The organism is Thermodesulfobacteriota bacterium (genome assembly GCA_035325995.1).
GTDB lineage: Bacteria > Desulfobacterota_D > UBA1144 > Nemesobacterales > UBA2774 > JADLGH01.
In genome coordinates, this window is record DAOKYU010000041.1 from 1 (window position 1) to 2,489 (window position 2,489).

At 53.9% G+C, this 2,489-nt stretch carries 5 protein-coding genes; 1 reads left to right on the plus strand and 4 read right to left on the minus strand.

The window, feature by feature from the left end:
- On the plus strand, positions 1-259 hold a 259-nt coding region (locus PKC29_15540; protein HML96819.1), incomplete at its 5' end, for a transposase.
- Positions 260-423: 164 nt separating this feature from the next.
- Here PKC29_15540 and PKC29_15545 read toward each other — a convergent pair.
- From PKC29_15545 to PKC29_15560, 4 genes are all read right to left on the minus strand, one after another.
- A complete protein-coding gene (locus tag PKC29_15545; protein HML96820.1) occupies positions 424-729 on the minus strand; it encodes a hypothetical protein in 306 nt (101 codons plus the stop codon).
- Between the two features lie 246 nt (positions 730-975).
- The gene (locus PKC29_15550) at positions 976-1,824 is read right to left on the minus strand and encodes a hypothetical protein (GenBank protein HML96821.1); all 849 of its coding nucleotides are present in this window, start codon (positions 1,822-1,824) and stop codon (positions 976-978) included.
- A 134-nt stretch (positions 1,825-1,958) separates the two neighbouring features.
- On the minus strand, positions 1,959-2,273 hold the full coding sequence (locus PKC29_15555; protein ID HML96822.1) for a hypothetical protein: 315 nt from the start codon (positions 2,271-2,273) through the stop codon (positions 1,959-1,961).
- A 61-nt stretch (positions 2,274-2,334) separates the two neighbouring features.
- The coding region (locus tag PKC29_15560) for an NrdJb (GenBank protein HML96823.1) at positions 2,335-2,489 on the minus strand (155 nt) is incomplete at its 5' end.

A 2,489-nucleotide genomic window follows, 5' to 3' on the forward strand; every position in this document is an offset into this window, starting at 1 on the left:
CCTAGCAGGTGGCCATGCGCCCGGCCAGCGCCGGCAACTCGACCGGCGCACCGAGGTGGGCCGCCTCCTCGCGGCCTTCGAACGCATCAAGGCGCGCACGCGGGCCCGCGTCGAACATCCCTTCCGGGTCATCAAGCAGCCGTTCGGCTATCGGAAGGTCCGTTATCGCGGCTTGGCCAAGAACACCGCCCAGATCATCACCCTGTTCGCCCCGTCGAACCTGTGGATGGCACGGCGACGACTGCTGGCCACAGGGTAAGTGCGCCCGATGCAGCAAAAAGACCATTCGATCCCCGGCCATCGGCCCATTCAGGCGCCCTTTCCGCACCTGCGCACGTCATCTCGACACCCACTCCTTCGGGATCCGCTCAAAGCAGCTGTTTTGCAGATGTTCCTTAGCCCTGAAGGGGAATTATTGTCTAGCTAATCGCAGGTCAATCTGCCATTTTCATCTTCAGAGCAATGAAGGTTTTTCACCTCCCAGTTCTGCATGCACCTTTGCGATTCACGATTGCAGTAGCTATTCAATTGGTGATCCCACGTGTAATACTTGCCGTCACCAGACTTAAAAGGCTTCATTACCTGCACTTTTCGGGTGCCTTCAAAGCAGGTCATGAATGGCCCCTCACCGGCACTGTAACAGCCCCCGCGCTCAGCGGTGGAGACGGGAATTTGCAACAAAAGCAAGGCGATAGAAGTAATCTTGGCAATAGGCATCATGGATTTCATGTCGCTTTTTTTCGCTCCTCGTAGCTAAAGCGCCGCCGGCCGCCTTTAGGTCTATCTTCAAGATCGGCAGAGCACCTCGGATCTTGAGTTTCATTGGCGCAATCCACGGCGAGCCGATGACCTGCCCGGTGATTTTCGAGCCGATTGATTCTTGAGAGGATGGCCCTTGCTGGCAAGCGATGAACCATGAGAAAGAGTCGTTTTTCAGAAGAAGAGATGGTGCGGATCTGCCTGAGAAGAGCGGTGTTAGGCGTTGTTGCCCAGAGCTGCGTTGGGTTCTTGCTGTCCTGTAAATGTCACTGGCGCCTTTAATATTCCGGGGAGTCGCATCAGGGTGATTTGTAGGTCGGTATTTTCCGACAAGTTGAAGCGGTGAGGTCGCGTTGAGGCTGTAAGAGCGTTAGGGAACGGCGAAAGGAGGAATGGGCTTCCAATAGGAAATCCATGTTCCGGCCCAAGATAGGTATCGAAGTTTGGCGGTCCGGCAATCACAGATATATGGAAATAGCTGTTTGGCTGCCTCGCCAGAGGGCCATCCGGCATAGATAAGATTGGGAATTCTGCGCCGTCCCGAGAACGCATGATGGCATCAAGCCGACGTCTCGAATCATTGCGGTGCGCTTGGAACTTGATCATTGTGTTGTTGGCAACCGGTCGAAAAATGTCGAGCGAAGAAAAGCTAAGACCGAACCAAACATATCTATCGTCGCCGAGCGCGAGAGTCTTGGCATTGCCAATATGATTCGATGATCCCGGCGCCGTTACGTGCCAAGAGAGGCGATCTTTCTCCAGCGTAAGGTGGTCAATCTCAAATGAGCAGGAAGCATGAGGGAACTGACCTCGGTAACTTTCAATTCGATCATATTTCGTAGAAAAGCCAGGGAAGAAAGCCGTTCTTCTTCCTTGAACGAAGACCCCGAGCCATCGGAGCAATCCATGGCCTTCGTTTAGGAAGGACAATGCTAGCCGTGAGAAAGGTTTTCCCGTGTCGATGAGTCGAGCAAGGGAGCGATTGAGCGGATTGATTGGGTCGGAGTCATAAGACGGGCGACCGGCGTCCATATTCCATTGAAGTTCAATCGTATCGTGCGTCATGGGTGCTTCTTCGGCTAACACGTAAATCTCAGGCTCTGAACCACGTCACTGTGACACATGCCGTCGACCACCTTGAATCTCCGACCATGCTTACGCCCTGACTCTAAAACGACGAGTCATGGAGTCGCCAACCATTATTTGGCGAACAGTCGGGGCGCGATACCGCCAGTTACCGCGTAATGTGGGCCTCTTTTTTCCGTGAGGCTGTCTTCAAAGAAGTTGATCTTGATTGCTTGGCCATCAATATTCAGTTCATATTTGCCAAGGACTCCTGATCTGGCGATCGAGATAATTTCTTCCTCAATACGTCCCCTGAATTCGTCGACGGAACAATTCGGTACCTCAAAGGTAACAAAGATGCGCTTGTCATCCGGCCATGGTCCGATCTCCAACAGCAAACGATCGTCTATTTGCCTCAGCATGTCGTGAAATACACATGTATCTTGCATAGGTCTCCTCCGGTCTTGTAGGGCACGCCAAGACGGCGAGCTATTGATTTTCGAACTTCCTTCACCCGCATTTCGAGTCGCCGCAGTTGAGGCAGGTCATGCAGCCGTCCATGAGCACGACAGCCTTGGTGTGGCACTTGGTGCAGAGCTGCGCGCCTGCCGGGAAGGCGCCCTTGCCGGTGCTGATGTCGCTGGTGCGGGCTTCGTACTGGGCGC